Here is a 22,381-nt window from a genome sequence, read left to right on the forward strand (position 1 = left end):
GGCCCGGACCCCGCCCGCCGGCGGTGTCCGGGCCGCGTGGCCCCGGTGGGGCCTCAGCCGCCGTTGAGGCGTGCGCGCAGGAGGTTCTTGCCCAGTTCGGCACCCTTGCGGCTGTCCGCCTGGGCCTTGCGGAACAGGTCCGCGACCTCGGTGTCCTTGGCGCGCTCCGCGTCCTGGATGTAGCTCTCCAGACGCAGGGCGTTGTTCAGGCACGCCTCGACGTACCAGATCAGGTTGTAGTCCTTGTCCTGCGTACCGGTCACGCCGCCGGTCTCCGTCTCGCTGGTCATTCGGACCTCCTTCGTGCGGAGCGGACCTCTTCAGGCGTCGGACGGGTACCCGTCCTCCGGTGGGACACACAGCCCACCCCCATCACGTTCCGCGACCATCCGGTTACGCACTCGACGAGCGGGCGGTCGGCCCGCAGGTCAGACCTGTACGCACCACCAACTCCCCTACCCCGTACGGCAATCCTGACAGTTGCCACAGAAGCGAACAGACCCTGGTCAGTTTCAGAACGAAGTGCCCTTCCACCGTGCGAGACCGGTCGATGACGGTGTGTACTGTGCTGCGGGTGGCTCGTCAGAGCACCTCGGACTCCGCCCTGCCCACTCTCCCTGGACTCGATTCGATGATCGAACTACCGGACCTGGTCGTCGGCGGTCTCGCCGTCGGCACGCTGTCCGCGTTCGCCCTCGGCGGCGGGTTGCTGCGCTCGCGGCGGCGACTGGCCGCGCAGCGCGCGAAGATTGCCGCTTTGCGGGCCCAACTCGACGGCAACACACGGGCGTTCACGGCCGAGGTCGAGCACCTGGCGGCACGGCGCGTACCCGCCGCGGCCCGGCAGGTGGCCCATCCGCACGTCGCCGTGCCCGGCCCGCTCAGCCCGCAGCTCTCCGGTTCGCCCCTGGGCCTCGCGATGGAGCAGGTACTGAAGGGGCTGCACGCCGAACTCGCCGCGCAGCGCACCCGCATCGACGCCGCCGCGCAGGCCGGGATGCGCGGGGCCACGCGGGAGATCCAGGCGGCGCTGTACCGGCTGCAGGACGCCCTGCGCGGCCTGCAACAGCATTACGACGACCCCGAGTTGGCGCAGACCCTGTTCGAACTGGACCACGAGAACGAGCAGTCGCTGCGGCGCGCGCAGATCGCCGCGGTGGTGTGCGGGGCCTGGGTGGGGCTGGCCCGGGAGGAGTCGCACCTCGTGGACGCGGTGACGGGCGGTCAGGCCCGGCTCGCGGGCTACCGGCGCGTCCGGATCCACAACCACCTTCAGGCCGGGACCGCCCTGGTGTCCCACGCCGTCGAGCCGGTCGCCATCATCGTCGCCGAGCTCCTCGACAACGCGCTGCGGCACTCCGCGCCCGACACCGACGTCGTGGTCAACCTGGAGGCCGTCCACCACGGCGTCTGCGTCACCGTGGACGACGCCGGGCTGGGCATGACGCAGGACGAACGGGCCCGTGCCCAGCGGATGGTGGCCGGCTCCGAACCCATCCTGCTCACCGAGCTGGGCGACCCGCCGCGCATGGGACTCGCCGCCATCGGCCGGCTGACCCGGCAGTTCGACCTGAGCGTGGACCTGTCCTCGCCGTCCCCGTACGGCGGGGTGCGGGCGGTGCTGCGGGTCGACAGTCACCTGCTGACCCGCATCGATCCCGAAGAACTGCCTCCGGCGGCCAGCGCCCCGCGTTCGACGCGCAGGGCGGAGCGGGGCACGGCGGGTGGTGGCGCGTCGGTCTCTGCCTCGTCCGAGGCGCCCGATGCCGCTGAGGGGCCTGCCGCCCGGCCCGCCCCCGCCCGTGCATCCGAACCGGCCCCGGCCACCGCGTCCGACGGCTGCGAGCCGCGCACCGCGCCCCGGAACCCCGAGCCCCCGTCCCCCACCGCGGCGGCCCGCTCCACCGCACCCGATGACCACGGCTACGGCACGGACCAGGGCGACCAGGCCTCCACCCCGGCCCCCGGCCACCACGGCCCCCGTGACAACGGCGGACTCCCCCAGCGGCGTCGCCGCAGCCGGGCCACGCCGCCGCTGGACACCCCGGCCGCCGCCCCCGCGCCCGCACCGCAGCGCCGACCGCGGCGTCCCGAGGAGTCCGCCGCCGCCCTCGGCGCCCTCCAGTCCGGCACGGCGGCCGCACGTTTCGCCGCCCGGCCGAACACCGGCGCCCCTCCAGCCGTACCTGAGGGTGCCCCGGCCGCGACCACGGCCGACGGGCCTGACGACACCGGCCGAGACCGGAACGACCACGAAGGGGGAACGGCTCGATGACCAGCCGCGCAACGGGGGACACGGCCTGGGTGCTCGAACCGGTTCTGGAGGTGCCGCACGTCGTGGCCGCCGTCCTGCTCACCCGGGACGGGCTCGTGACCGGTTACACCGACGCGCTGTCGCAGCCGTCGGCCGAGCGGGTCGCCGCCATCACCAGCACCGTGCAGGGCGCCTGCCGTACCGCGGCGGCGGCGTTCGCCGACACCGACCGGGCCGACATCCGGCAGGTCGTCATCGAGTCGGACCACGGCTATGTGCTCATCGTGCCGACCGACCACGGCACCTGCGTCGCCGCGTACGGCGACCCCGAGGTGCGCCTGGACCTGCTCGCGCACCGGGTGCACTCGCAGGTCGCGCGGCTGGGCGAGAAGGCGATGGCCGCCGGGCCCCGAGGTGCCGACGGCGACACGCCGGCATGACCGGCCGCCGAGGCGGCCGCCCCCTGGTTCCCGCGTATCTGTCGACCGGCGGGGTGGCCCGGCCCAGCCGTGCCCACCTGGAGCGGCTGTCGGTCCTCACCGGCAGCGGCGAGCCGGCTCCCGCCGATCTGCCCGCCGCGCAGGCGGCCCTGCTGGAGGAGCTGGAGTACGGGTCGCTGACGGTGGTGGAGGCCGCGGCCCTGCTGCGGCTGCCCGTCTCCGCCGTGCTGGTGCTGGCCGACGGCCTCATCGACCGTGACCTGGTGCTGGCCCGCGCGCCGATCCCGCCCGCCCGGCGCTTCGACCCCGACCTGCTGAAGAGAGTGGCCGATGGCCTCCGCGACCTCAAGCGCCGTTGACGCCGCCGGCGGCGGTGGCATCCATCTCCCGGACACCGCCCGCGACCTGGTGAAGATCCTGGTCACGGGGCCTTTCGGGGTGGGCAAGACCACCCTGATCGGCTCGGTGTCGGAGATCCGCCCGCTGCACACGGAGGAACAGCTCACGGAGGCGTCCGCGCAGGTCGACGATCTCGCCGGGGTCCGGGACAAGTCGACCACCACGGTCGCCATCGACTTCGGCCGGATCAGCCTGCCGGGCGGGATCGTGCTCTATCTGTTCGGCACGCCCGGCCAGGAGCGGTTCCGGTCGCTGTGGGACGACATCGCCCACGGCGCGCTCGGCGCGCTCGTGCTGGTCGACGCCCGCCGGATCGACGCCTCGTTCGACGTGCTGGGGCTGGTGGAGGAGACCGGGCTGCCGTACGCGGTGGCCTTCAACACCTTCCCGGACGCGCCCCGGCACCACACCCCCGAGCAGTTGCGCGCCGCTCTGGACCTGGAACCGACGACCCCGATGGTGACCTGCGACGCGCGGGAGGCGAACTCCTCGATCGACGCCCTGCTCGCCCTCGTCCAGCACCTGATCGACCACCGACCCGCGGAGCACCGGTGACCCACCCGTCCCCTGCCGAGCAGGCCTTCTCCCTCGCGGCGCCCGTGCGCCTGTGGGAGGACGGCTTCGCCCGCGACCCCCGCCCGTACTACGCCGCCCTGCGCGCCCAGGGCCCGGTCGGCTGGGCGGAACTCGCGCCCGGTGTGCCGGCGTACGTCGTCACGGACCGGCGGGCGGCGCTGGACCTGCTGCACGACACGCAGACGTTCTCGCACGATCCCCGGCCCTGGCAGGCGACCGTCCCCGACGACTCCCCCGTCCTCGGGATGATGCGCTGGCGGCCCAACACCCTGTTCGCCGACGGTGCCGCCCACATCCGCTACCGCACCACCCTCATCGACGCCTTCGACCTGGTGGAGCCGCACGACCTGCGGGAGAGGGTGCACCGGGCGGTGCATCTGCTGGTGAGCCGGATCGGGCCGCGGGGCGAGGCCGACCTGGTCGGCGAGTTCACCAGGCCGCTGATGGCGCTGGTGTTCAACAGCCTCTTCGGTCTGCCGGACAGTGCCGGCGACCGGCTCGACGCCGCGCTCGGCAAGCTGATCGAGGGCGGTGCCCAGGCGGCGGAGGGCGAGGCGGAGTACGCCGGGTACGTGCTGGAGCTGATCGCGGCCAAGACCGAGCGGCGCGGCGACGACCTGCCGAGCTGGCTGCTGGATCATCCGGCGGGGCTGACCCCCGAGGAGGTCACCTGGCAGGTGTTCCTCACGCTCGGCGCGGGACACGAGCCGACGGCCAACCTGGTGTCCAACGCCCTGTCGAGGATCCTCGGCAACCCGGACTACTACTCGACGCTCACCAGCGGCGCCCGCCCGGTGACGGACGCGGTGCTGGAGGTGCTGCACCACGAGACGCCGCTCGCCAACTACGGCATCCACTACGCCCGCACGCCGGTCACCTTCCACGGCGTGTGGATCCGGGCCTCGGTGCCGGTGGTGATCTCGTACGGGGCGCTGGCGCAGGCCGCCGAGCAGGAGCGCGGCGCGGACCGGCACCCGGGCGACGCCTCCCACCTTTCCTGGTCGGCGGGCCCGCACGCCTGCCCGGTCAAGCAGCACACGCTGCTCATCGCCACCGAGGCGATCGAACGGCTCACGCAGTGGCTGCCCGACCTGGAACCCGTGCTGCCCCGCGAACGTCTCACCTGGCGGCCCGGCCCCTTCCACCGTTCGCTGACGGCGCTGCCCGCCCGTTTCGCTCCTCGCTCCCCCGATCAGCCAGGAGGACGACCGTGACCGTGACCGACCGCATCGCACTCGACCCCTTCGGCGCGGACATCGCGGGCGAGTGCGCCCGGCTGCGCGCCCTCGGCCCGATCGTGCCGGTGGAGCTGCCCGGCGGGATCCCCGCCTGGGCGCCCACGCGTTACGACACGCTGAAGGAACTCATCCTCGACGCGCGGGTCAGCAAGGACCCGCGGCTGCACTGGCGGCTGTGGCCCGAGATCGGCGAGCACCCGTCCTGGGGCTGGATCATGGGCTGGGTGGGCGTGGTCAACATGCTCTCCACCTACGGCGCGGACCACACGCGACTGCGCAAGCTGGTGGCGCCGAGCTTCACGCACCGGCGCACCGAGGCGCTGCGGCCCCGGGTGGAGGCGATCACCACGGAGCTGCTGGACGGGCTCGACGCGGCCGACGGCGCGGTCGTGGACATCAAGGAGGGGTTCGCCCATCCGCTGCCGATGCGGATCATCTGCGAACTGTTCGGTGTCCCCGACGGGTTGCGCCAGGACACCGCCCGGATGATCGCGGCCCTCATGGACACCACCGACCCGAGCCCGGAGCACGCGGCGTCCGTCCAGCGGCAGATCGGCACGGTGCTGCCCGCGCTGATCGCGCACAAGACCGCGCACCCCGGTGACGACATGACCACGGAGCTGATCCGGGTCCGGGACGAGGACGGCGACCGGCTCAGCGACGAGGAGTTGCTGTACACACTGATGCTGGTCATCGGGGCCGGTTTCGAGACCACCGTCAATCTCATCGGCAACGCGGTCGTGGCCCTGCTCCGCCGCCCCGAGCAGCTCGCCGCCGTACGGTCCGGGGCGATCGGCTGGGATGCCGTCGTCGACGAGACGCTGCGCGCCCACCCGTCGGTCGCCTCGCTGCCGCTCCGGTTCGCCGTCACGGACCTCACCGTCGGCGACGTCACGATCCCGGCCGGAGACGCCATCCTCACGACGTACGCCGCCGCGGGGCTCGACCCCGAGCACTACGGACCGGACGCCGGCGTCTTCGACGCCACGCGCGCCGCAGACGACCATCTGTCGTTCGGGATCGGGGTCCACCGCTGCATCGGGGCACCCCTGGCCCGCCTGGAGGCGCTGACCGCGCTGCCGGCGCTGTTCGACCGGTTCCCCGGCCTGAGCCTGGCCGCCGGCGACGAGGGCCTGCGGCAGGTGGCGTCCTTCATCGCCTTCGGATGGCAGGAGATTCCCGTGCGGCTGCGCGGCTGAGGCAACAGGAGGACTGCCATCCCGCAGGCAGCGCGCGGGAGCGCGACCGGTCCCCCGTTCCGGTCGAGCCCCCGCGGTTCGTCGAACCTACGTCGCCGTCCGAGGCCTTGTGAATCGCGTCGATGCCCGTTGCACGCTCAACAGGGCTCACCCGTGCACAGCTGAGTCCGGATGGCCCGGTTTCGTCCCGCCGCGACCTGGCCAACCGGTTGCCCGGGAGGCGAGCCCGGTCAGTCGGGGCGGCGGAGAACCGGGGGATCGAGGTCGCCGACGGCCAGGTGGGCCAGCACGACCTCGTACAGGTCGGTGCCGGCGGCGAGGAGTTGGCGTTCGAGGACGGGTTCGGCGCTGCGGACGTGCTCGCGCACGGTCTGCGGGTGCATGCCCAGGATCTGCGCCGCTCGTTCGGCGTTGCCGCCGGCGGTGATCCAGGTGCGCAGCGTCCGGCGGGGGTTCCTGGCGTCCGCGTCCAGCCGGCCCAGCAGGTCCCGCGCCCAGGTGCGTACGGCGGGCCCGGACAGCAGGTCGGAGAGCCGGAGCGTGGGGCTCCCGGTGTCGTCGGGGTACTGGGCGTCGGGCAGGCCGATCTGGGTGTTGAGCGCCAGGTGGACGACGGCCCGGACCGTGAGGTCGGCGAAGTCGGTGCCTAGCAGGGCTTCCACGCGTTCCATGCGGGCGCGGACGGTGTTGCGACTGACGCCGAGCACCTTGGCGGCGTTGACGGCGGTGAACTCCAGGCCGAGGCGGGTGGTGGCGAGGAGTTCGGCGCGGGTGTGGTGCGGCAGGGTGTCGAGCGGGCGCAGTACCCGGGCCGTCCAGCCGCGCAGTTCCTCCGGATCCATGAGGCGTTCGGGGTGGGTCCGCTCGGCGTAGACCGCCGTCTTGTCGGGCCGGAAGTGGGCGACGGCGAGGGCGCTGACGGCCTGTCCGTACGCGGTGGCGGTCCGGGCGAGGCTCTGGCGGACACTGCCGCCGAGGAAGATGTCCGGGTGCCGGCCGACCAGTGACCGCAGAGTCTCGCCGGTGGTGGCGCGGGGGCTGACGACGATGACATGCCCGTCCATGGCCGGACAGCGCACGACCAGGGCGTCCTCCCTGGTGCTGTCCAGGCACTCCTCGGCGATCCGGTCGCGTACGGCGGGGTCGGACTCGACGACGTACACGCACGCCGTGTCGGCGTCGAGCAGTCCGGGCCAGAGCCCGGCGGCGACGCGGCGGGCGGCGATGGTGTCCTCGACCATCAGCAGTTGCAGGATGGCCAGGCGCAGGTCGGCGGTGGCCCGCCGGAGCCGGTGCCCGGCCGCGGCCGACTCGCGCGCGGTCAGCAGGAGCTCGATCACCTGGGCGGTGTGCGTGACGACGTCGGCGGCCCGGCGGTCGAAGGGGACCTCGCGGGAGACGGCCAGGACACAGGTGTGGGACGGGTGTCCCACCCTGACCAGGCGCTGATGGCGCTCCCGGCTCTCCCAGGCGGCGGAGGCGATCCGGCCGGCGGTGATGTCGGTGACGAGGCCCTCGTCCAGCGGGAGCCGGGTTCCGGCCATGAGGTTCCCGGCGGCGTCCTGAAGGGCCACGGACCCGCGCACGGCGCCGGCGAGCCAGTCCACGACCCTGCGCACGTCGCGCCCCGCCGGGCGCAGGTGCTCGAGCAGTTCCTCCGCCCACGCCGGGCCCGGCCCGGCCGGTGTCGGCTGCTCCCGGTTCCCGTCCTCTCGGCCAGCCACCTCGGCCTTCCCCTCGTTCCTCGCGCCGCCTCCGGCACGCCGGTCGGGGACGTTACCCCACATGTCCCACGCTCTCGTCCCGGGCATCCGGGGCGCGCCCCCGGCGCCCGCCCGCGGGCCGACACCCCGCCCTGCGCAGCCGCACCGCGCGGGGCGGCATAAGCTCGGCGGATGGCGAAGTACTACGACGTGCACCCCGACAACCCCCAGCCCCGCACCATCGGCCAGATCGCCGACAGCATCCGTGCGGACGCTCTTGTCGCCTACCCCACGGACTCGTGTTACGCACTGGGCTGCCGACTGGGCAGCCGTGACGGCATCGAGCGGATCCGTACGATCCGCAAGCTGGACGACCGGCACCACTTCACCCTCGTGTGCCAGGACTTCGCGCAGCTCGGTCAGTTCGTGCGGATCGACAACGACGTGTTCCGCGCGATCAAGGCGTCGACGCCCGGCAGCTACACGTTCATCCTGCCCGCGACGAAGGAGGTGCCGCGCATGCTCCAGCACCCCAAGAAGAAGACGGTCGGCGTGCGGATCCCGGACCATGTCGTCACCCAGGCCCTGCTCGCCGAGCTCGGTGAGCCGCTGCTGTCCAGCACCCTGCTGCTGCCCGGCGAGGAGGAGCCGATGACGCAGGGCTGGGAGATCAAGGACCTGCTCGACCACGTGCTGGACGGGGTGGTCGACTCCGGTGACTGCGGCACGGAGCCGACGACGGTGATCGACTTCTCCGGCGGGGAGGCCGAGATCGTGCGGCACGGCGCGGGCGACACCTCACGGTTCGAGTAAAGGGCACGCCAAGGGGCGTTCACGGCTGTGCCGTGTGCGGGGGGCGGGCGAAATGCCCCGGGAAACGGCGTGTCACGATGCCCGTGATCCGCCCGGTAACGCGGACGGGTTTCCGGCCGAGACCCCGCAGAGAGGCAGCCCAGTCATGACCGCCGTACAGGGAACCGACGTCGACATCCCCACCGAGGACGGCACCGCCGACGCGTATCTGGCCCGTCCCGCCGACGGGGCCGCCCACCCGGCGGTCCTGCTCTACATGGACGCCTTCGGCCTGCGTCCGCGACTGCGCTCCATGGCCGACCGGCTGGCCGGTGAGGGTTACGCGGTGCTGGTGCCCAACGTGTTCTACCGGCACGGCCGCGCACCGCTGTTCGAGCTGCCCGAGTTCATCGACCCGGGGGCGCGGCCGGAGATATTCGAGCGCATCATGCCGGTCATGCGGGCCCTGACGGCCGAACGGGCGATGCGGGACGCCGGCGCCTATCTGCGCTGGCTGGCCGAGTCGCCCGCGGTGGCCGACGGTCCGGTCGCGCTGACCGGCTACTGCATGGGGGCACGCCTGTCGCTGCTCACGGCCGGGACCTACCCGGAGCGGGTCGCGGCGGCGGCCGGCTTCCACGGCGGGCGGCTGGCGACGGACACGCCGGACAGTCCGCATCTGGTGGCCGGCAAGGTCACCGCCGAGCTGTACTTCGGCCACGCCGACGAGGACCCCTCGCTGCCCCGGGAGCAGATCGAGCGCCTGGAGGAGGCCCTGACCGCGGCGGGCGTCCGCCACCGGTGCGAGGTGTACACGGGCGCGCCCCACGGTTTCACGCAGTCCGACACCGCGTCGTACCACGAGGAGGCCGACGAGCGGCACTGGGCGGCTCTGCTCGACCTGCTGAAGCGCACATTCTGACCTCAATCGACTCCTGGTCGACAGGAGTTGCTCTCCTACCGACGGTAAGGGCTTGCTTTCCCGCGATCCCTGCGCGTAGACCTTGCTGAACATCAGCAATGACTCGGGGGGAGTTTGCTCATGGAGGGCACGGTCGACGGGTTCCGCTACGGTGCGGTGACCCCGGTGGCGGCGTATCTGATGGCCTGTCTGGGAGGGGCGCTGGGGCTGCGGTGCATCGTGCGCTCGCTGCTGAACGCGCGTTCCTGGAAGCCGGGCTGGCTGGCGTTAGGCGCGGCCTCCATCGGGTGCGGGATCTGGACGATGCACTTCATCGCCATGACCGGCTTCCACGTGGAGGAGACCCGGGTCCGTTATGACGCGGCCACGACGGTGCTCAGTCTCGTCGTGGCCGTCGCCGTTGTCGGCATCGGGGTGTTCATCGTCGGCTACCGCGGGCCGGGCCGTGTCTCCCTGGCGGTCGCGGGTGTCGTCACCGGACTGGGGGTGGCGGCCATGCACTACCTGGGCATGGCCGCGATGCGGCTGCACGGCGACATCGGCTACGACCCGGTCGGCGTCGTACTGTCCGTGCTGATCGCCATCGCCGCAGCGACCGCAGCGCTGTGGTCGGCCGTCACGATCCGCGGCCTGCTGACGAGCCTCGGGGCGAGCTTGGTGATGGGCGTGGCGGTGTCCGGGATGCACTACACGGGCATGGCAGCCGTCAGCGTGCATGTGCACGACACGACCGGTGGGACGTGGGAGGGCGAGTCGCCCCTGTCGCTGCTGCTGCCGATGCTGCTGGGGCCGATCGTCTTCCTGCTGCTGGCCGGGGTCGTGATCATGTTCGACCCGCTGCTGGTGCACGGCGAGCGGTCCGGGAACCGGAACCCCGCCCCGCACCCGGGCCGCACCGTCGGCGTCCCCTCCGCCAATGCCGTTCCCGCGCCGCGCACTTCGTGGCACGACACGGACTCGTCCGCCCGTCGCCGCTGAACGACCCGCCTGCGGACGGCTCGTAGATCATTGTTACGGTGCAGCGGTGTCTGACTCCTCACGCCATACTGCCGAAGGCGCCGGCTGGGGCACCGGCGAACGCGGCGCGTACCGGCAGTTGATGCCGCAGCAGGTCGAGAAGATCTCCTGGCTGGACCCGAGAATGCTGTGGGCCGCCCGCAACGGCGTGCTGGCCTCCTGGTTCGGGGACCCGACCGGCCACACCCGAGGCCGGTGGGTGGCACAGCGCGCGGCCGCCGGCGCACCGGCCGACAAGGTGATCCGGCGCGACGATCCGGACCGCTTCTCGTTCCTGGTCATCGGCGACACCGGCGAGGGCGACGACCCCCAGTACGCCGTCGTGCCGGGCCTCCTGAAGACCGGTCAGGACACCCGCTTCGCCGTGCTGGCCAGTGACGTGATCTACCCCGTGGGCAGCGCGGACGACTACGGCACCAAGTTCTTCCGCCCCTACCGGGACTACCAGGCGCCGATCTACGCGATCCCCGGCAACCACGACTGGTACGAGGACCTCGGCGGCTTCATGCGCGTCTTCTGCGACGACGCCGCGCCGCTGCCGCCCGAGCCCCGGCCGCGCCCGCTGACCCGGGCCTGGCTGCGGTCCCTGCTCTGGCACCGGCCGCGACCGGACGACGGTCACCACCTCGCCGAGGCCCGGAAGTTGCGCTCGGCACCCGCCCAGCAGGCCGTACAGCCGGGCCCGTACTGGGCGATCGACGCCGGACCGGTGCGGATCATAGGCATCGACACGGGCCTGCTGGGCACTCTCGACGCCGAGCAGGGCGCCTGGCTGCGCGAGGTGTCCCAGGGGCCCCGCCCGAAGATCCTGGTCACCGGGTCGCCCCTGTACGTGGACGGCAGGCGCGAGCCGTGCGCCATCGAAGGGGGCGGCACCGTCGACGACATCGTCCGCGCCCCGGAGCACCACTACGTGGCGGCGATAGGCGGCGACATCCACAACTACCAGCGCTACCCGGTCCGGCTGGACGACGGACGCACCATCCAGTACGTGGTCGCGGGCGGCGGCGGGGCGTTCATGCACGCCACCCACACCATCCCCCGCGTCAAGATCGCGAACGTGACCGAGCGGGACTTCCGCTGCTATCCGCTGCGCGGCGACTCCCTCGCCTTCTACAGCCGGCTCTACGGCCGCCGGCTGCGCATGCCCCGCTTCTTCACGCTCACCGAGGCGGAGGCGACGGCGGTGATCGCCGAGCGCCTGGGCATCCCGCCGACGCGTGTCCCGGGCGCAGCCACCCGTGTCACCCGGCGCGTCCGGCTGGTCGCCGGGCTGCTCGGCACCGGCCGCCGGCCCGACCGGGCCAGGCGGTTCCGGCTGCCCGTGCGCAAGATCTACACGTCGCTGTTCTCGCCGGGCTCTGCGACGTACAGCCCGCCGTTCTTCAAGTGCTTCCTGCGCCTGGACGTCTCCCCGGAGTCGGTCCGGCTGCGCTGCTTCGCGGCCACCGGGAACCGCGCCCAGGAACTCGCCCCGCCGGTCGAGGACGAGGTGACGATCCCGCTGCGCTGACACGCGGGAACCGGTGCGGCGGGAACAGCGCGGGCCGCTGCCGGGTTGGCACAGTCGTAGACCCTTGAACGTTCAATGATGGAGGCGCCCGTGCCACCGACCTCGCGACCGCTGCGCAAGCTGGGCTTCCTGACCATCGGACTGTTCGACGAGGAGGATCCCCGGCGCGGCCACGAGTCCACACTGGAGATCATCGAACTGGGCGAACGGCTCGGCTTCGACAGCGCGTGGGTGCGCCACCGCCATCTCCAGTACGGCATTTCCTCCCCCGTCGCCGTCCTGTCCGCGGCCTCACAGCGCACCCGCCGGATCGAACTCGGCACGGCGGTCATCCCGCTCGGCTGGGAGAACCCGCTGCGCCTCGCCGAGGACCTGGCCACCGTCGACCTGCTGTCCGGGGGTCGGCTCAACCCGGGCGTCAGCGTGGGCCCGCCGATGCACTTCGACCAGGTCAAGGGCGCGCTCTACCCGGACACAGCCGACGCCGAGGACTTCGGCTACGGACGGGTGGAGCGGCTGCTGGACGCCGTGCGGGGTGTGCCGGTGACGGACTTCAGCGGGACGGAAGGGTTCGAGACCTTCTCCGACCGGGTGCAGCCGCACTCCCCCGGTCTGGGCCGCCGGCTGTGGTACGGCGGCGGCAGCCTGCGCTCCGCCCGGTGGGCCGGCGAACACGGCATGAACCTGCTCACCAGCAGCGTCGTGAAGGCCGAAGACCCCCACGGGCCCCACGACTTCGCGGAGATCCAGCTCTCCCACATCCGGGCGTTCCGCGCCGCCCACCCCGACGGCGAGGCCGCCCGCGTCTCGCAGGGCCTGGTCGTCATCCCCACGGACTCCGCCTCGCCCGGGCAGCGCGCCCGCTACGAGAAGTACGCCGCCGAGCGCACTCCCCGTACGGCCGCACCGCAGGGCCCGGCGCGGCTGCTGTTCGCGCCGGACCTGGTGGGGACCTCGCAGGAGATCGCCGAGCGGCTGCACGCGCACGCGGCGTTCCGCGAGGTGGACGAGGTCGCCTTCGCACTCCCGTTCACCTTCGAGCACGAGGACTATGTCCAGATCCTCACCGACACGGCGACGAAGCTCGGCCCGGCACTGGGCTGGCGACCGGGCGACTAGCGGGCCACGCGGTGGCGGAGGTAGACGACGCCCGAGCTGAAGGTGCGGGTCTCGACGAGTTCGAGATCCACCCGGCGCTCGTGCCGGGGAAAGAACGGAACGCCACCGCCGACCAGCACCGGGTGGACCACGGCCCGGTACTCGTCAATCAGGCCCAGGTCGGCCGCCTCGGCGGCGAGCGTCGCGCCGCCGATCGCGATGTCACCCTCCCCCGGCTCGGCCCGCAGCCGCTCGATCTCCTCCGCCACGCCGCCGGAGGCCAGGCGGGCATGGCCCTGCACCTCCGACAGCGTGGTGGAGAACACCACCTTGGGGAGCGGATTCCAGAGCGCGGCCCACTCGAGCTCCGCGTCACCGAGCGAGGGATCCTGGTCGGCGGTCTCCCAGTACAGCATCGTCTCGTACAGCCGTCGCCCCAGCAGATGGACGCCGACGTCCCGGATCTGGTCGATCCAGAAGCGGAAGACGTCCGGGTCGGGCTCCGTCCAGTCGAAGCCGCCGTCCGGCCCGACGATGTAGCCGTCCAGTGAGACGCCCATCGAATACGTCACGCTGCGCATCGGTGTCCTCCTGAGTAAGGGGTTCGACAGTACGACCGCGGGACACCGCACAACTCATCGCGACTCACGGAACGGTTCGTGTCACCAGCGGCCGGGTGCCGTCCCCGTGATCGGCTCCGAGGCCCTGCCGTCCACCCCGACGGGCACGTCCCCGGCGAGCATCACCCGGTGCATGATCCGCGGGTGGTCGAGGTGTGCGGTGTCGCCGGGAGCCAGATGCATCGTGGCGCGGTTGTCCCAGAACGCCACACTGCCCGGCTCCCAGCGGAACCGGACCGTGTACTCGGGCCGGACGGCCTGTTCCAGCAGCATCTGAAGGATCGCGGCGCTCTCGGGCCGGGAGAGGCCGGCGATCTGCTCGACGTAGTAGCCGTTGACGTAGAGGATCCGCTCGCCCGTCTCCGGGTGGACGCGCACCAGGGGGTGCAGCGAGGCGACCTGGCGGTCCAGCAGGTGGCGGACGTAGGCGTCGTCGCCGGGCCGGGGCTGGTAGCCGACGCCGAGCCGGTGCTCGGCCCACAGTCCGTCGACGAACTGCCGCAGCGGCGCGGAGAGTCCGGCGTAGGCCGCCGCGAGGTTCGACCAGGTGGTGTCGCCGCCGTAGGGCGGCACGGTCTCGGCGCGCAGGATCGTCGCAGCGGGCGGGTCGACGCGGGCACCGTGGTCGCAGTGCCAGCCGCGCAGCAGGGTGTGGCGGCGGCGCCGCAGCCACTCGTCGTGCTCCATGCCGAACCGCCCGCCCAGCTCCAGCCGGTCGGCGGTCGTCTCGATCTCGGGGAAGTCCGGGGGCGAGGCCTTGCCGCGCCGCGGCAGCAGCACCGTCTCACCGAACCGCCGCGCGAACGCCACATGCCCGGCATGGTCGAGCCGCTGCCCCCGGAAGAACACCACCTTCCACCGCAGCACCGCCGACCTGATCGCGGCGACCACGGTGTCGTCCAGGTCCGCGGCCAGGTCGACCCCGCTGATCTCGGCGCCGATGTGCCCCGCGACCGGCTTCACCTCCACCCCGGCGTCCCGCACCGCCTCGTCCGTCATCGGGCTGTCCGTCGTCATGCGCACTCCGCTGGTCGTGGGCGTGGTCGTGCCTACCGGAAGATCGTGACAGCGATCTCCGCCCGGGGCGACACCGCAGGACCTAACTCGTTAAAGGTCAGGCCGTCCAGCGTCTTGACAGGCTCGTGCGGCGCTCACATCATCTGGGGCATCACTCCTCGACTAACACGAGTTAGGCCTCACGATGACCGACTCGCACCTCACCCGGCGCGCCCTGTTGCGGTACGGCGCCTACGGCGCGGGGGCAGCCGCCCTGGCCGGCACCGCCGCGAGCTGGGACCGGCTCACCGGAGCCGACATACCCGGCCGTGACGACGGCTCCCTCGTCGTCGCCACACTGGGCCCCGCCTACGGGCCGGAGGCGATCCGCACGCTCCGCGAGGGCTTCCGCGAGCTGCACCCCGACATCAAGCTCCAGATCAACGCCGTGCAGGCCGTGGACTGGTCCGACTTCTTCGCGAAGATCCTCACGCAGGTGGCCGCCGGCACCGCCCCCGACCTGGTCTACGTGGCCACCGAGGGCGTGCAGCTGTTCGCGCAGCGGCTCGGCGTCGCCCTGGACAAGTGGGTGAAGCGGGACGCGGCCGAACTCAAGGAGTACTTCGCCGACGTCCACCCGTCGCTGGTGGAGTCGATGATGTACGAGGGCAGCCTCTTCCAGCTGCCGGTGGAGTTCAACGCGGCCGACATGTACCTCAACCGCCAGGTGCTGCGCAGGGCCGGCGCGCAGTACCCGCCGGCCGACTGGACCCGCGACGACTTCACCGCGCTGCTGCGGGACATGAAACAGGCCAGCGGCTCCCGCTTCACGCCCTACTTCTGGACCAACCGGCTGTGGGGCGGTGTGGTGCCCTGGCTGTTCGCGAACGGCACCAATCTGCTCGCCGAGTCCAAGGCTCCCGGCGGCGCGTGGCTGTGGGACTCCTTCTACCCGGCCGCGCAGCGCAAGGGCCGCGGGGGCGGCTTCCGGTGGACGACGCCGCAGGCCACGCACGACCGGGTGGAGGAGGTCTACGACTACCTCGCCTCCCTCGTCCGGGACGGCCTGTGCACCCGCCCCGAGGGCGGCAACGGCCAGAACCTCATCGGCGTGTTCTCCAACGGCCGGGTCGGTGTCACCCCGGCGGGCGGCTTCTGGGCGGGCGGCCTGCACCTGGCGGGGATGGAGCGGGACGGGTTCGACGTGCAGTACTTCCCGCGCTGGCGCGCCCAGCGCATGCAGTACGGCGCGGCGGGCTACGCGCTGCTGCGCACCTCGAAGAGGCAGGAGGAGGCCTGGGAGTTCATCAAGTACGCGGCCCGCAAGGACACCCTGACGCGGCTGTTCACGACGAACCAGACGACCCCGGCCCGCCGCTCGATGCTGACCGCCGGCCGGTACGAGAAGACCGGCCCGGCGCACTGGCCGGTCTTCTACGACACCCTCGACCGGTTCCCCGACACCGGACCCATCCCGGCGCCGCCGCAGGTCGCCGAGGTCGAGCAGCTGCTGCTCAAGCACACCGGCACGGCCCTGGCCTCCCCGCGCTCGGTCCGACCCGCGCTGCGCCGGTTGCAGGGCGACCTGGAGAAGGCCATGGAGCGTGACGCATGACGAACACCCAGACACCGCCCGCACGAGCCGAACGGCCCGAGGCCCGGCCCGCCCAGGACGCACCGCGTCCCTCGGCCCGCGACCGCGGCACCCGGCTGCTGGCCACGCTGTTCCTGGCCCCGACGATCGTCGGCATCGTCGTCTTCACGGTCGTCCCCATCGTCGGCTCGGTGGTGCTGAGCCTCTTCCACTGGAACGTGATCGACTCGCCGCGCTTCGCCGGTGCCGCCAACTACGGCGCAGTGTTCGGCGACGAGACCGTGCTGGTGTCCTTCCGCAACACCCTCGTCTTCATGGTCATCGCGGTGGCGCTGCAACTGCTGGTCGCCCTGGCGCTCGCGCTGACGCTGAACGGGCGGATGCCCGTGTGGCTGCGGTCGGTGTTCCGCTCGGCGTTCTTCTTCCCGCTGGTGCTGTCCGCCGCGTCGATCTCGGTGGTGATGAAGTACCTGTTCAACCAGGACTTCGGGGTGGTCAACTGGCTGCTCGGCTTCGTCGGGATCGCGCCGGTGCCGTGGCTGACGTCGGAGAACGCGGCGATGGCGACCGTGGTCCTGGTCTACGTCTGGCAGCAGTTCGGCTTCTCGTTCCTGCTGTTCGTCGGCGGTCTGAACAACATCCCGAAGGAGATCCACGAGGCCGCCGCGCTGGACGGCGCGACCGGCCTGCGCAAGCACCTCAGCGTCACGCTTCCCCTGCTGTCGCCGACGCTGCTGGTCGCCTCGGTGGTCGGCATCATCAACGCGCTCCAGGTCTTCGAGCAGCCGTACGTCCTGACCAACGGCGGTCCCGGCGACTCGACCCGCACGGTCGTGATGGTCATCTACGAGACCGCGTTCGAGCAGCTCCGCTTCGGTGAGGCGTCCGCGGTGGGTGTGCTGCTGTTCGTGCTGATCATGGCGGTCACGGCCCTCCAGTTCCGGCTCAGCCGGCGTTTCGTCCACTACCAGTGAGCCGGGTGAGTCTTCCCATGAGCCAAGCAACCCTGTCCTCCAGCCGCGTGCGGCACGGGCTGGCGCCCTGGGTCCGGATCGCCGGGCTGACCGTGTGCGCCCTGCTGACCCTCGGCCCGGTCGTGTGGACCGTGTCGACCTCGCTGCGCACCCCCGCCGAGGCGTTCGACCTGCCGCCGCAGCTGATCCCGGCGAACCCGTCCACCGAGGCGTACCGCGGAGTGTTCGACCAGATCGACGTCTGGCTGCTCGCGCTGAACTCCACGCTGGTCACGGGCCTGATCGCGGCCGGCCAGATGATCACGGCGGGGCTGGCCGGATACGCCTTCGCGCGGCTGGAGTTCCGCTTCAAGAAGCCGCTGTTCGGCCTGGTCCTGGCGACGATGATGGTGCCGTTGCAGGTCACCATCGTGCCGGTGTTCCTGGTCCTGAAGTCGATGAGCCTGACCGACACCCTGCTCGGGCTGATCATCCCGGCCTTCCCGACGGCGTTCGGCACGTTCCTGATGCGGCAGTACTTCCTGGGCATGCCCAAGGACCTGGGCGAGGCGGCGATGCTGGACGGCGCCGGGCCCTGGCGGACGTTCCGGTCGGTGTACGCCCCGCTGGCCGCGCCGGGCCTCGCGATCGTCGGCGTCCTGGCCTTCAACTACCACTGGAACGAGTTCTTCCGGCCGCTGATCCTCGAGACGTCGGGCCAGAACTACACGTTGCCGCTGGGGCTGGTCTCCCTCCAGGGCAACCTGGGCACCGGCTCGATCTCCGTGGTGCTCGCCGGTGTCGTCCTCTCCATGATCCCCGCCGTCGCCGTGTTCGTCGTCGGCCAGCGCCCTCTGCGTGAGGGCATCACGTCCGCAGGAGTCAACCGTTGAGCCTCGCCGCTCCCCCACAGGACCCGCACGCCCCGCGCTTCAGGGTCCGCCCGCCCGCCAACTGGATGAACGACCCCAACGGCCCGTTCCGCTGGCGGGGCCGCTACCACCTCTTCTACCAGCACAACCCCGAGGCCCCGGTCCACGCGAACGTCCACTGGGGCCATGCCTCCAGCCCCGACCTCGCCCGCTGGGAGCACCACCCGATCGCCCTGACGCCGACCGAAGGCGGCCCGGACGAGGCGGGCTGCTGGTCCGGGTGCGTGGTCGACGACGGGGGCGTGCCGACGGCCGTCTACACCGGGGTCGACCGTGACCACAGCGGACTCGGCACGATCTGCCTGGCCCGGGCGGCCGATCCGGACGATCCCGCGCTGACCGACTGGACTCCCCTGCCCACACCGGTGGTGACGGGCCCGCCCGAGGGCCTGGACGTGGCGATGTTCCGCGACCCGTTCGTCTTCCGGCACGACGGACGGCGCTGGGCGCTGGTCGGCGCCGGCCACACGGACGGTACGCCGTCGGTGCTGCTGTACGACTGCGACGACCTGACCGACTGGCGGTTCGCGGGTGTGCTCCTGGACGGCCGGGACCCGGCCGCCGCGGCGGCGTTCGGCGACCGGGCGACCGGCTGGGAGTGCCCGCAGCTGTACGCGACGCGGGGCGGCGAGTGGGTGCTGGTCCTGTCCCTGTGGGACGGCGACCCGTGGACCACCGGCTATCTCACGGGGCGTCTGGACACCGGGCGCGCTCCGACGGACCTGCGCTTCTCCGCCCGGACGGGCGGCCTGCTCGACCACGGCCGCGACTTCTACGCGCCCGCCGTGCTCCAGGAGCCGGACCGGGCCCTGATGTGGGGCTGGTCGTGGGAGGCCCGCGAGCCGGGCGGGACCGACTGGGCCGGCGTCCTGACCGCACCCCGGGTCGTCGACGTCCATCCGGACGGGGCGCTGCGGGTCATCCCGGCCCCGGAGCTGCACCGCCTGCACGCCGCCGAGCCGTTCGTCGTCGCCCCGGGCCGGGCCGCGCTGCCGGCGGCCTACGATCTGACGGTCAGCGCGCGGGGGCACGCCGCGGTGAGTCTCCTGCGGTCGTCCTCGGGCGCCGAGCTGACAGTCCGGCTGGACCCGGACGAGGGCACCGTGACACTCGACCGGGGCGACTGGCCCCGCAGGGAGGCCGGCGCGCCGGCGCCGGTCGTGGTCCGGGTGTCGCCGTGGGAGGAGCTCACGGTGCGTGTCCTCGCCGACGGCTCGCTGTACGAGCTGTTCGTCGGGGACCGGGCCATGATCACCGAGCGCGTCTACCACCGGGCCGACGACGTACGGGAGTTGAGCGTGCCGTCCGGCGTGGCCGTCACCGGATGGGAGCTGGTCCCACCGATGCGCGGCTGATCACCGGGCAGGCCAGGCGCCGCACGGAGGCGGGCGGGGTCCGGCCGGTGGCGATGGCGTCGAGGAGGAGCCGGGCGGCGGCCTCGCCCATCGCCCGGTGGGGCAGCGCGATGGTGGTGAGCGGCGGCGCGAGATACGCGGCCATGTGCTCCTGGTCGTCGTAGCCCACCACCGACAGGTCGCCGGGTACGGCGATGCCCAGCCGGGTCGCGGCGTGCAGGACACCCGCCGCGACCCGGTCGTTGTAGGCGAAGATCCCGGTGGGCCGGCGGTCGGGCGGGGTGCCGTCGAAGAGGCGGACGGCCCCCTCGTAGCCGCTGGAGATCTCTCCTCCGGTCCGTACGACCCAGTCCCTGGGGACGGTGATGCCCTCGGCGCGCAGCGCGTCGCGGAAGCCACGCAGCCGCTCCACGGAGGCGATGTCGTCCTGCCCGCCGACGAGGGCGACCCGCCGGTGGCCCTGCTCCAGCAGCAGCCGGGCCGCCGTACGGCCACCGGCGCGCTCGGCGGGGATGACGGAGGGCAGCGAGTCGTCATCGGGCAGGCAGTTCGCCAGCACGGAGTGGGTGCGGTGCAGTCCCTCGGGGACCCGGACACGGCGCAGGGACATGGCCGCGTAGATGATGCCGTCGACGCGCCGGTCGAGGAGTTCGGCGACCGCCGCGTCCTCCTTGGCCGGGTCGCCCCCGGAGTCGACCGTGAGGACCAGGTGCTCCCCGGCCCAGGCGGTGTCCATCGCGCCGCGCAGCAGCCGCCCGGCGAACGGGGAGGAGGCGATCTCGTCGGTGACCAGGCCGATCACGGCCGTACGGCTGCGGCGCAGACCGCGGGCGACGGGGTCGGGCCGGTAGCCGAGCTGGACCGCGGCCTGCCGGATGCGCTCCTGGGTGGCGGGCGAGAGGTTGCCCTCGGCGCGGCCGTTGAACACGAAGGACACCGCGGTGTGCGACACGCCGGCGAGCCGGGCGACGTCCCGCGAGGTGGGACGCCCTGATCCGGTGGCCTGCTTTCCCTCGGCGCTGCTCATGCCGTCCGCCGTCCTCATCCCCCACCCGTCCGGTTGATCACCGCTCACCCTATCCGTGACGCTGGAGGGGCGACACAGTCACAAGGACACAGTCAACGGGAAGGTCCGACGGTGATCAGCATCCCGACGCACACGCTCAACGACGGTACGGCGCTCCCCGCCCTCGGCCTCGGCACCTGGCCGCTCGGCGACGACGAGGCGCAACAGGCCGTGCTCTCGGCCCTGGAGGCGGGCTACCGCCTGATCGACACGGCGACGAACTACCGCAACGAGACGGGGGTCGGCCGGGCCGTGGCCTCCGGTGTGGTGCCGCGCGAGGAGATCGTCGTGACGACGAAGCTCCCGGGCCGGCACCACGGCTACGAGGAGACGCTCGCCTCCTTCGAGGAGTCCCGGGCCCGGCTGGGCCTGGAGTACGTCGACCTGTACCTGATCCACTGGCCGCTGCCGCGTGTGGACCGGTACGTCGACTCGTGGAAGGCCATGATCAAGCTGCGCGAGGAGGGGCTCGTCCGGTCGATCGGCGTCTCGAACTTCACGGCCGGCCACATCGAGCGGCTGGAGAAGGAGACCGGGGTGCTGCCCGCGGTCAACCAGATCGAGCTGCACCCGTTCCTGCCGCAGGACGACCTGCGCGCCTTCCACGAGGCCAAGGGCGTCCTGACCGAGAGCTGGAGCCCGCTGGGCCGGGGCACGCCCCTGCTTCGGGATCCCGCCGTGGCGCGGATCGCCGAGGCGCACGGGGTGACGGAGGGGCAGGTCGTGCTGCGCTGGCACACGCAGCTGGGCGCGGTGCCCATCCCGAAGTCGGCGAACCCCGAGCGGCAGCGCGAGAACCTCGACGTCTTCGGCTTCGAGCTGAGCGAGGACGAGATGACCGCCGTCGCGGACCGGTCGCACCGGCGGGTCGGCGGGGACCCCGAGGTGCACGAGGAGTTCTGACGGGTACCCGGGGCCCGCGAGGCAGGAAGGAGCCGCAGGTGGCTGAGCGGGACCGGCTGCGGGACTACCGCGGCAAGCGCGATTTCGGCCGGACCGGCGAGCCCCGGGGCAGCGGGGAGTCCGCCGGGGACCGGCCCCGGTTCGTGGTGCAGATCCACGACGCGAGCACGATGCACTTCGACTTCCGGTTGCAGGTGGACGACGTCCTGAAGTCCTGGTCGGTCCCCAAGGGCCCCTCGGCGGACCCGAAGGACAAGCGGCTGGCCGTGCCCACGGAGGACCATCCGCTGGAATACGAGGAGTTCGAGGGCGTGATCCCCCGCGGCGAGTACGGCGGCGGCACGGTGATCGTCTGGGACCACGGCACCTACGAGCCGCTGAGCCACGACCGCAGGGGACGGCCGGTGGACTTCGCCGAGTCGCTGGAGCGGGGGCACGCCACGTTCCGGCTGAGCGGGGCGAAACTGCGCGGTGAGTACGCCCTGACCCGGTTCCGCGGCGACGGCAGCGGTGACGGCGAGGAGGCCTGGCTGCTGGTGAAGCGGGCCGGGGGCCGGGCCCGTACGCACGGGGCTCCCGATCCGCGCCGGGCGCGTTCGGCCGTGTCCGGGCGGACCCTCGCCCAGGTCGCCTCGGACGCGAACGGGGAGTGACGGCGATGGCCGGTCTCCTCGACACCCTGTCCGACGGGCAGCGGCGGCTGCGCGGGGCGGCCCGCCCGGGGGCGGAACTGGCGTCGCGCCCGATGCTCGCCGCGCTGAGCGACCGGCGGGACTTCTCGGACGGGGACGAGGACTGAGTGTTCGAGCGG

At 72.5% G+C, this 22,381-nt stretch carries 23 protein-coding genes; 18 read left to right on the forward strand and 5 right to left on the reverse strand.

Going from position 1 to position 22,381, the window contains the following annotated elements; all coding sequences use genetic code 11:
• Positions 1 to 53: 53 nt before the first annotated feature.
• Positions 54 to 290, reverse strand: coding sequence for a hypothetical protein (locus MQE23_RS01345; protein WP_020276938.1), 237 nt, complete (start codon positions 288 to 290; stop codon positions 54 to 56).
• A gap of 341 nt (positions 291 to 631) precedes the next feature.
• Here MQE23_RS01345 and MQE23_RS01350 point away from each other — a divergent pair, with 341 nt between their 5' ends.
• Genes MQE23_RS01350 through MQE23_RS01375 form a run of 6 tightly spaced genes read left to right on the forward strand, consistent with a single transcriptional unit; the run spans position 632 to position 6,106 of the window.
• On the forward strand, positions 632 to 2,275 hold the full coding sequence (locus tag MQE23_RS01350; RefSeq protein WP_243377913.1) for an ATP-binding protein: 1,644 nt from the start codon (positions 632 to 634) through the stop codon (positions 2,273 to 2,275).
• Positions 2,272 to 2,694 carry a roadblock/LC7 domain-containing protein gene (locus MQE23_RS01355; RefSeq protein WP_037673550.1) on the forward strand — a complete coding sequence of 141 codons (423 nt, stop codon included), beginning with the start codon at positions 2,272 to 2,274 and terminating at the stop codon, positions 2,692 to 2,694. Before MQE23_RS01350 ends, MQE23_RS01355 begins: the two co-directional genes overlap by 4 nt.
• Positions 2,691 to 3,053, forward strand: coding sequence for a DUF742 domain-containing protein (locus tag MQE23_RS01360; protein ID WP_243377914.1), 363 nt, complete (start codon positions 2,691 to 2,693; stop codon positions 3,051 to 3,053). The genes MQE23_RS01355 and MQE23_RS01360 overlap by 4 nt, the downstream gene beginning before the upstream one ends.
• Complete coding sequence (locus tag MQE23_RS01365; protein ID WP_243377915.1) at positions 3,025 to 3,648, forward strand: ATP/GTP-binding protein; 624 nt, start codon at positions 3,025 to 3,027, stop codon at positions 3,646 to 3,648. The genes MQE23_RS01360 and MQE23_RS01365 overlap by 29 nt, the downstream gene beginning before the upstream one ends.
• Positions 3,645 to 4,883 (forward strand): cytochrome P450, encoded by a 1,239-nt coding sequence (locus MQE23_RS01370; RefSeq protein WP_243377916.1) that lies wholly within the window; start codon positions 3,645 to 3,647, stop codon positions 4,881 to 4,883. The genes MQE23_RS01365 and MQE23_RS01370 overlap by 4 nt, the downstream gene beginning before the upstream one ends.
• Positions 4,880 to 6,106, forward strand: a complete 1,227-nt coding sequence (locus tag MQE23_RS01375) for a cytochrome P450 (protein ID WP_243377917.1) — start codon at positions 4,880 to 4,882, stop codon at positions 6,104 to 6,106. The genes MQE23_RS01370 and MQE23_RS01375 overlap by 4 nt, the downstream gene beginning before the upstream one ends.
• A 230-nt stretch (positions 6,107 to 6,336) precedes the next feature.
• On the opposite strand, the gene MQE23_RS01380 is transcribed toward MQE23_RS01375, so the two are convergent.
• Complete coding sequence (locus MQE23_RS01380) at positions 6,337 to 7,830, reverse strand: helix-turn-helix domain-containing protein (protein WP_243377918.1); 1,494 nt, start codon at positions 7,828 to 7,830, stop codon at positions 6,337 to 6,339.
• Between the two features lie 171 nt (positions 7,831 to 8,001).
• Here MQE23_RS01380 and MQE23_RS01385 point away from each other — a divergent pair, with 171 nt between their 5' ends.
• The 5 genes from MQE23_RS01385 to MQE23_RS01405 all read left to right on the forward strand — a co-directional run bounded on the left by MQE23_RS01385 (position 8,002) and on the right by MQE23_RS01405 (position 13,172).
• Entirely contained in the window at positions 8,002 to 8,622 is a 621-nt protein-coding gene (locus MQE23_RS01385; protein WP_243377919.1) for an L-threonylcarbamoyladenylate synthase, read from the forward strand.
• A 145-nt stretch (positions 8,623 to 8,767) separates the two neighbouring features.
• Positions 8,768 to 9,523, forward strand: a complete 756-nt coding sequence (locus MQE23_RS01390) for a dienelactone hydrolase family protein (RefSeq protein ID WP_243377920.1) — start codon at positions 8,768 to 8,770, stop codon at positions 9,521 to 9,523.
• Positions 9,524 to 9,643: 120 nt separating this feature from the next.
• On the forward strand, positions 9,644 to 10,501 hold the full coding sequence (locus MQE23_RS01395; RefSeq protein WP_020276950.1) for an MHYT domain-containing protein: 858 nt from the start codon (positions 9,644 to 9,646) through the stop codon (positions 10,499 to 10,501).
• Positions 10,502 to 10,547: 46 nt separating this feature from the next.
• Positions 10,548 to 12,053 carry a metallophosphoesterase gene (locus MQE23_RS01400; RefSeq protein WP_243377921.1) on the forward strand — a complete coding sequence of 502 codons (1,506 nt, stop codon included), beginning with the start codon at positions 10,548 to 10,550 and terminating at the stop codon, positions 12,051 to 12,053.
• A gap of 90 nt (positions 12,054 to 12,143) precedes the next feature.
• On the forward strand, positions 12,144 to 13,172 hold the full coding sequence (locus tag MQE23_RS01405; RefSeq protein WP_243377922.1) for an LLM class flavin-dependent oxidoreductase: 1,029 nt from the start codon (positions 12,144 to 12,146) through the stop codon (positions 13,170 to 13,172).
• Here MQE23_RS01405 and MQE23_RS01410 read toward each other — a convergent pair.
• Together MQE23_RS01410 and MQE23_RS01415 are read right to left on the reverse strand one after the other, a co-directional pair.
• On the reverse strand, positions 13,169 to 13,732 hold the full coding sequence (locus tag MQE23_RS01410; protein ID WP_243377923.1) for a dihydrofolate reductase family protein: 564 nt from the start codon (positions 13,730 to 13,732) through the stop codon (positions 13,169 to 13,171). The genes MQE23_RS01405 and MQE23_RS01410 overlap by 4 nt on opposite strands.
• An 81-nt stretch (positions 13,733 to 13,813) precedes the next feature.
• A complete protein-coding gene (locus tag MQE23_RS01415) occupies positions 13,814 to 14,788 on the reverse strand; it encodes a TauD/TfdA family dioxygenase (RefSeq protein ID WP_037673554.1) in 975 nt (324 codons plus the stop codon).
• Positions 14,789 to 14,972: 184 nt separating this feature from the next.
• Between MQE23_RS01415 and MQE23_RS01420 the strand changes: the two genes are divergently transcribed.
• The 4 genes from MQE23_RS01420 to MQE23_RS01435 are packed head-to-tail and all read left to right on the forward strand — an operon-like array spanning position 14,973 to position 19,601.
• Complete coding sequence (locus MQE23_RS01420) at positions 14,973 to 16,382, forward strand: extracellular solute-binding protein (RefSeq protein ID WP_243377924.1); 1,410 nt, start codon at positions 14,973 to 14,975, stop codon at positions 16,380 to 16,382.
• The gene (locus MQE23_RS01425) at positions 16,379 to 17,335 is read left to right on the forward strand and encodes a sugar ABC transporter permease (protein ID WP_243377925.1); all 957 of its coding nucleotides are present in this window, start codon (positions 16,379 to 16,381) and stop codon (positions 17,333 to 17,335) included. Before MQE23_RS01420 ends, MQE23_RS01425 begins: the two co-directional genes overlap by 4 nt.
• Positions 17,336 to 17,352: 17 nt before the next feature.
• A complete protein-coding gene (locus MQE23_RS01430; protein WP_243377926.1) occupies positions 17,353 to 18,207 on the forward strand; it encodes a carbohydrate ABC transporter permease in 855 nt (284 codons plus the stop codon).
• Positions 18,204 to 19,601, forward strand: a complete 1,398-nt coding sequence (locus tag MQE23_RS01435) for a glycoside hydrolase family 32 protein (RefSeq protein ID WP_243377927.1) — start codon at positions 18,204 to 18,206, stop codon at positions 19,599 to 19,601. Before MQE23_RS01430 ends, MQE23_RS01435 begins: the two co-directional genes overlap by 4 nt.
• Here MQE23_RS01435 and MQE23_RS01440 read toward each other — a convergent pair.
• Complete coding sequence (locus MQE23_RS01440; protein WP_051185461.1) at positions 19,564 to 20,628, reverse strand: LacI family DNA-binding transcriptional regulator; 1,065 nt, start codon at positions 20,626 to 20,628, stop codon at positions 19,564 to 19,566. The two genes, MQE23_RS01435 and MQE23_RS01440, sit on opposite strands and share 38 nt — an antisense overlap.
• Positions 20,629 to 20,739: 111 nt before the next feature.
• Here MQE23_RS01440 and MQE23_RS01445 point away from each other — a divergent pair, with 111 nt between their 5' ends.
• From MQE23_RS01445 to MQE23_RS01455, 3 genes are read left to right on the forward strand one after another with little or no spacing between them, the layout of a single operon-like run.
• The gene (locus MQE23_RS01445; RefSeq protein ID WP_020269758.1) at positions 20,740 to 21,570 is read left to right on the forward strand and encodes an aldo/keto reductase; all 831 of its coding nucleotides are present in this window, start codon (positions 20,740 to 20,742) and stop codon (positions 21,568 to 21,570) included.
• A 38-nt stretch (positions 21,571 to 21,608) separates the two neighbouring features.
• The gene (locus tag MQE23_RS01450; protein ID WP_020269757.1) at positions 21,609 to 22,223 is read left to right on the forward strand and encodes a DNA polymerase ligase N-terminal domain-containing protein; all 615 of its coding nucleotides are present in this window, start codon (positions 21,609 to 21,611) and stop codon (positions 22,221 to 22,223) included.
• Between the two features lie 5 nt (positions 22,224 to 22,228).
• Positions 22,229 to 22,369 (forward strand): hypothetical protein, encoded by a 141-nt coding sequence (locus MQE23_RS01455; protein WP_243377928.1) that lies wholly within the window; start codon positions 22,229 to 22,231, stop codon positions 22,367 to 22,369.
• Positions 22,370 to 22,381: the final 12 nt, after the last annotated feature.

Source organism: Streptomyces sp. HP-A2021, assembly GCF_022807935.1.
GTDB classification, from domain to species: domain Bacteria; phylum Actinomycetota; class Actinomycetes; order Streptomycetales; family Streptomycetaceae; genus Streptomyces; species Streptomyces afghaniensis.